General features: G+C 52.0%; 5 protein-coding genes and 1 CRISPR repeat array. Of the genes, 3 read left to right on the forward strand and 2 right to left on the reverse strand.

Annotated features, from left to right (window positions below):
- Positions 1–16 precede the first annotated feature (16 nt).
- Entirely contained in the window at positions 17–1738 is a 1722-nt protein-coding gene (locus JW499_RS17645) for a protein adenylyltransferase SelO (RefSeq protein ID WP_205211823.1), read from the forward strand.
- Between the two features lie 141 nt (positions 1739–1879).
- Here the strand turns inward: JW499_RS17645 and JW499_RS17650 are convergent, their stop codons facing one another.
- Positions 1880–2158, reverse strand: a complete 279-nt coding sequence (locus tag JW499_RS17650; protein WP_205211824.1) for a type II toxin-antitoxin system RelE/ParE family toxin — start codon at positions 2156–2158, stop codon at positions 1880–1882.
- Positions 2151–2372, reverse strand: a complete 222-nt coding sequence (locus JW499_RS17655) for a TA system antitoxin ParD family protein (protein ID WP_205211825.1) — start codon at positions 2370–2372, stop codon at positions 2151–2153. The genes JW499_RS17650 and JW499_RS17655 overlap by 8 nt, the downstream gene beginning before the upstream one ends.
- A 337-nt stretch (positions 2373–2709) precedes the next feature.
- Here JW499_RS17655 and JW499_RS17660 point away from each other — a divergent pair, with 337 nt between their 5' ends.
- Both JW499_RS17660 and JW499_RS17665 read left to right on the forward strand, forming a co-directional pair.
- Complete coding sequence (locus tag JW499_RS17660; protein ID WP_205211826.1) at positions 2710–3093, forward strand: MbcA/ParS/Xre antitoxin family protein; 384 nt, start codon at positions 2710–2712, stop codon at positions 3091–3093.
- A complete protein-coding gene (locus JW499_RS17665) occupies positions 3093–3854 on the forward strand; it encodes an RES family NAD+ phosphorylase (RefSeq protein WP_205211827.1) in 762 nt (253 codons plus the stop codon). Before JW499_RS17660 ends, JW499_RS17665 begins: the two co-directional genes overlap by 1 nt.
- 222 nt (positions 3855–4076) lie before the next feature.
- A CRISPR array of direct repeats spans positions 4077–6026; the repeat unit is 28 nt; unit sequence GTTCACTGCCGAACAGGCAGCTTAGAAA.
- Positions 6027–6541 lie beyond the last annotated feature (515 nt).

Consider the following 6541-nt stretch of genomic DNA (forward strand, 5'->3'; position numbering starts at 1 on the left):
ATCATGAGGTACCCCTATGAACAATCGAAAGACCGAGGAAGCCTCACCTGTTGTTGCGACCCTTGACGATCTCGCACCGTTGGCAAACTACTCGCTCATGGACAGGCTCAACGCCGACCCTGATGCCAAAGCCGATGGCGCTGACCACGCGCCACGCCAAGTGTTTACGGGCCACTATGTCCCTGTGAAACCCACACCAATCGCCGATCCCGAGTACATCACCCACAGCAAAGCGCTGTTTCGCGAACTGGGTTTCGCTGACAGTCTGGCACAGTCGGACGACTTTATGAGGATGTTCTCAGGCGATCTCTCTCAGGTGCCTGCGCCCCTGCGCAGGGCCGGTTGGGCCTGTGGTTATGCACTGTCCATTTATGGCACTGAATACGATCAGCAGTGCCCGTTCCGAACCGGTAACGGCTACGGCGATGGTCGGGCCATCTCGGTGCTTGAGGCGGTGATCAGGGGGCAGCGCTGGGAGATGCAGCTTAAAGGCGGCGGTCGGACTCCTTACTGCCGTGGCGCGGATGGGCGCGCGGTGCTGCGCTCCAGTGTCCGGGAGTTTCTGGCGCAGGAGCATATGCACGCCCTGGGCGTGCCAACCTCCCGTTCGCTGAGCCTGTACGTGTCTAAAATTGAGCAGGTTCAACGACCCTGGTATACAGAGGGGTCGCACTCGATGGATCCCGACACCATGGTAGCGGAGCCCGTCGCCATCTCGACCCGGGTCGCACCGTCGTTCCTGCGGGTTGGACAACTGGAGCTATTCGCCCGCCGGGCCCGCAAACAGGCGCATCCCCATGCGCTGCAGGAGCTGGAGATGATCGTGTTGCACCTGATCGAACGAGAGTACGCCGACGTTATTGACAACGCCCAGTCCCTCGCCGGGAAAGTGGTGCTGCTCGCGGACGCGTTCCGCGACCGCCTGACCTCGCTGGTGGCGAACTGGATCCGCGTAGGATACTGTCAGGGCAACTTTAACAGCGACAACTGTGCTGCCGGTGGTTTCACCCTCGATTATGGTCCGTTCGGATTCTGTGAGCAGTTCGATCCGCAATATCAACCCTGGACCGGCGGCGGTCAACACTTCTCCTTTCTGAATCAGCCCGCCGCTGCGGAGCGAAACTTCCACATGTTCTGGACCGCATTGCGGCCGCTGCTGGCCGCAGATGAGGCGGCTTTGCAGCAGCTGGACGATATTCGCAGTGGTTTTGCTACCGTGATGCAGGCGAAGCTGGAAGCGATGTGGGCCGCCAAACTCGGGCTGGAACACTTTAACAAAGAACTGCTCAATGAGCTGGGCGGGTTGATGGTGCAAACACCGGTGGATTACACCATTCTCTTTCGCGAACTATCGAATCTGCCTGACGACATCAGTTCACTCAAGAAAAGCTTCTACAAAGGCTCGGTCTATCAGGCCGATCCGGAAACGATGGATCAGCGCTGGTCAGCGTGGCTGGCAAAATGGAATACCCTGATCGATAGCCAGTCAGGCTCCCGTGATGAGATTGCGCAGCAGATGAAACGGGTTAATCCAAAATACAGTTTGCGGGAGTGGCTGGTTGCCCCTGCCTATCAGCAAGCCGCAGAGGGTGACTACGCGTTGGTGCGGGAACTGCAGGAGGTGATGACCCAACCCTATGCAGAGCAATCACAAGCGGTTGAAGATAAATACTACCGTCGGAAGCCGTCCGAGTTCAGTGAGCTTGGCGGGGTGTCTCATTACAGTTGTTCGTCGTGAACTGATAGCCGCGGATGGGGTGGTTACTGTTGGGCTGCCCCGATACCTTTCTTCATCTTAATAAACAAATCTGTTTCCTTGGCTTTGCTTTATTATGGGCGTACCCAGCGCCCTTTCTTTCGTGACTGGCTGCCGTTAACGCTAAAGATCCCGGTAGAAGTTTTCATGACTGCCCAGAGCGATCAGCTGTAGTGTCAGTTCGCCCTCTACGAAGCTGTAACCCAGTAGTGTGAGCTGATTCACCATTTTGAACTTATACACACGCAGATAAGCCAGATCACCTTTCTTTTGCTCTCCGGCCTCCGGGGTCATCTGTAGTTGTTTGACGGCGCTGTCTAAGTCTTTTTTCTGGTTTGCTTTGAGTTTTTTAACTGCTTTTGAGAAAGAGCGGGTCTGCAGAATCCTGATTGTCTCAGCCAAACTGGTATTCCTCTACCAGACCTGCATCAGCTTCAGCCTTTGCGATCATAGCGTTGCGCACAAATTCGTAAGTCAGATCCGGGTTCTCCTCCATGATACGACCGATCTTTGCCCAGTGTTCAACCTGCTTGGCAGCAGAACGACTCATGACTTCACCCATGATTTTGGCGTTAGAGACTAGCTCTTGATCAAGACGTAAGTTTGCGGTGGACATGACACACTCCTGCTAATCAGTGTTATTAATAGTAAATTGTAGCATACTGCCTCAATCTGTAACTATGAGCATCATTAATGCAAGGAAACTCAAACAAGAGCTGTCGTGTACAGAGTCTGACTTTCTTCTTTTAATAAATAAGGGCGCACCCTTTTCTCATTCTCTGTGTTCTCCGTGGTGGAAGGCTTTTCTATCAGCAGGTCGACGGCTGGTAAAAGATAGTCGTTCATGATCATTACGCACATATGTGGTTAAAATAGTGCTTTATGCACTCATGTTGGCTATCATAAGACCGATCGTAACGAGTTGAATACTGTATGCAGAGGGGAGGTGGCTTATGACTGTACAACTATCTGCACAACCGCAACAACGACCTGATCCGGCCGCCGTACTGTGTAAGGCGCTGTTCAACGCTTCTGAGCAACTGACACTAAACCAGGAAGAGCTGGGCAAGGTGGTGGGGATCAATCGTACCGGTGTATCACGTCTTAAACAGAGCGGTACACTGGATCCTGCATCCAAACGGGGGGAGCTGGCTCTGCTGCTGATTCGGGCTGCCCGGGCGCTGTTTGCTCTGTCCGGTGGTAATCAGGACTGGATCAGACACTTCATGCGCTCAAACAACACTCAGACCGGCGGCATCCCCGCGCAGCAGATCCAGAGTGTTCAGGGCCTTATGCGGGTGGTCACCTATCTGGATGCGATCCGGGGCAAGGTGTAATGATCTGGCAGGCCTGCCAAGGTGCAGAACAGATAAGGCCGATATCAGGCACGCTGTTCCGGCTGGTTGAGAGTCAGGAGCAGGTGGCAACCACCGGTTATGTTAATACCCTTGAAGAGCAGGCGATACTCGAAGAACTGCTGGAGCTCTCAAAACCGGGCTATCCAACAGCGAGTCCGGAAGAGATAACCTCAGAGCTGCACTACCTGCTGAAAACCCCTTTTCGCTATCCTCCTCTGGCGTGGGGATCGCGCTTTGGCCGCCAACATGAACCCGGCCTGTTCTATGGCGGGGAATCACTGGAAGCGACACTGGCCGAATCAGCCTATTACCGCTTTGTGTTTCTGCTGTCGATGGAGGGCGAGCCACCCGGCACGCGGCTCTGTACGGAACACACCCTGTTTACCATCGGCTACCGTGCACAGCGGGGGATACAGCTCCAGCATTCACCCTTTGATAACTATACCGATCAGCTTACCCACCCCCGGGACTACACCGCCACACAGGCCCTTGGTGCAGCGATGCGTGAGGCCGGTGTGGAAGCGTTTCAATATCGTTCTGCCCGGTCGATACAATCCGGGCTATGTGCTGCACTCTATACCGCCGCGCTGTTCACCAGCAATCAGCCTGACACCACCGCCCAGTGGCTCTGCGAACTGACCGCCACAGGTGTCACCTTCAAAGCCGTAGCCTCTCCCCAAACCTGGCATTACCCGTTGTCTCAGTTTAAAGTCGATGGTGAGTTTCCGTTGCCGGCGTGATGGGATGATTTTTAGGGCAGGGGGGCTGAGAAAGAGAGCGGTCTTGCAGCTTTCAATAAATAAATTTGTCGTCTTTATGCCCTTGGTTTTAACCCTTTATTTTAGGCTCTTTAAAAATTACTTAAAAAACAAATAGTTGCAGAAAGCGCTAAAACTATTGGTATTTTTGATAATATCTGGTTAAGTGTTTGATGCAGCAATCTTTTTCTGCGCTATACTTCAGTTCACTGCCGAACAGGCAGCTTAGAAACGCAAAAAGTCAGCGACAACTGGTGACGGGTCGTTCACTGCCGAACAGGCAGCTTAGAAAGCTAATAACCCTGTGCTGCAGGGCGAGATATGGTTCACTGCCGAACAGGCAGCTTAGAAAATGCGAAGTTCCTTCCTAAACCAGCAACAACAGTTCACTGCCGAACAGGCAGCTTAGAAAGGCCACTCGCATCCGTGAATGTGCCCGGCGTCGTTCACTGCCGAACAGGCAGCTTAGAAAATCTTCCGAAGGCTCAAACGTGTGAATGATTTGTTCACTGCCGAACAGGCAGCTTAGAAAATGATAAAGCTTCCTATGGGGAACGTGCACTCGTTCACTGCCGAACAGGCAGCTTAGAAAACTGGACGACCATCTGCCTAGCCTCTGAGCGAGTTCACTGCCGAACAGGCAGCTTAGAAATTGCATACCTCACCAATGAGATCGACGCCAACGTTCACTGCCGAACAGGCAGCTTAGAAAAGCATATTGTTGTGGGCGCTTACTCCATAATAGTTCACTGCCGAACAGGCAGCTTAGAAATTTGCCTGCAACACGTCAAACAGCTCGTATACGTTCACTGCCGAACAGGCAGCTTAGAAACCTTAACAGTAGTATCAATCAGATCACAATCCGTTCACTGCCGAACAGGCAGCTTAGAAAAGGAGGCAACTCATACCAACGAAGCGCTTCAGGTTCACTGCCGAACAGGCAGCTTAGAAATCATGAGTCCCGATTACTTGGCGGTCATCGGGGTTCACTGCCGAACAGGCAGCTTAGAAAATTTCACCGCCGCACTTTTCGCAGCTCATACCGTTCACTGCCGAACAGGCAGCTTAGAAAAAGTAACGCTAACAAAATGAGCGTACCGGTACGTTCACTGCCGAACAGGCAGCTTAGAAAAGCACGACCATTCATGTATCTAGTTGACCCACGTTCACTGCCGAACAGGCAGCTTAGAAAGCCCAGACCGAGGGGCTGGCCGAGTTTATGACGTTCACTGCCGAACAGGCAGCTTAGAAAAGATGGCTTTATCTGGGATGATGGTTGTACACGTTCACTGCCGAACAGGCAGCTTAGAAACCAAGTCATCACCCGAAACTTCGATAATCTCACGTTCACTGCCGAACAGGCAGCTTAGAAATCATGATATCGGAACGCTAAGCTATTGATATCGTTCACTGCCGAACAGGCAGCTTAGAAATGATCAAGCGTGTTGAAGCGCTCGGGGAGGGTGTTCACTGCCGAACAGGCAGCTTAGAAACGTGACCGATCAGGCCGCCGTCGATGCAGCTTGTTCACTGCCGAACAGGCAGCTTAGAAAAGGGTGGGGCTGGATTCCCTTGTTTTGCATGTGTTCACTGCCGAACAGGCAGCTTAGAAATTCGACCACGCCAATACCTGTGAGCATAGACGGTTCACTGCCGAACAGGCAGCTTAGAAATCGGGTTTATTGCGTTTACGCATCCTTTCGTTGTTCACTGCCGAACAGGCAGCTTAGAAAAACGACCCGAACATGGATGACGAGGTAGAAGAGTTCACTGCCGAACAGGCAGCTTAGAAATGGTTCGTCTGCGTCTTCATCGACAACAAAAAGTTCACTGCCGAACAGGCAGCTTAGAAAAACCGATGAGCATGCCAACAATTTAGTAGGTCGTTCACTGCCGAACAGGCAGCTTAGAAATGAAAGAGTCAGGTATCTATATCGATGCGTGTGTTCACTGCCGAACAGGCAGCTTAGAAAAACGGCAATATCACCTAAAGCCTGTTCCCAGAGGTTCACTGCCGAACAGGCAGCTTAGAAAGAGTAAGATCGAATTTGACCTGGAATGTTCAGGTTCACTGCCGAACAGGCAGCTTAGAAACAGATAAGCAACCGAGTCGGGCATTGCATCAAGTTCACTGCCGAACAGGCAGCTTAGAAAATGATCTAACAATATGTTCAAAGTCGCCCTTTGTTCACTGCCGAACAGAATAATGGAACAGAATAATGGGGACAGATTTATTTAATTATCAGTGGCTACTGATTTAAGGTCTTGAACCGGCACGCTTTTAAGGGCAGGCGAAGAACTTTTAGAAAGCGAATCCCCTATGTCTTTTCTGCCCAATCCTCAGATACAAAAAAGCCCTGTTTCTTTTTAAGAGTTAACGAGGCTTCTAAGTAGTGGTACCAGTGGCCGCTGATTCCAGAGCTTGAACCGGCACGCTTTTAAGGGCGGGCCAAGATCTTTTAGAAAGCGAATCCCCTATGTCATTCTGCCCAAACGCCAGACACAAAAAAGCCCCGTTGCAAAACGAGGCTTTCTCTTCAAACGTGTGTGCCAGGCATGGCACTTAACTAGCGAGGTGAAAGTCCTCGTACCAGGTATTCGCAGAGCCGAAGGTTAGCCAAAGGGCAAGGTTAGTCCCGCGAGGGGCTGGCTGGAGGAAGCCCAAGGCA

The organism is Amphritea pacifica, from assembly GCF_016924145.1.
Classification (GTDB): Bacteria; Pseudomonadota; Gammaproteobacteria; order Pseudomonadales; family Balneatricaceae; genus Amphritea; species Amphritea pacifica.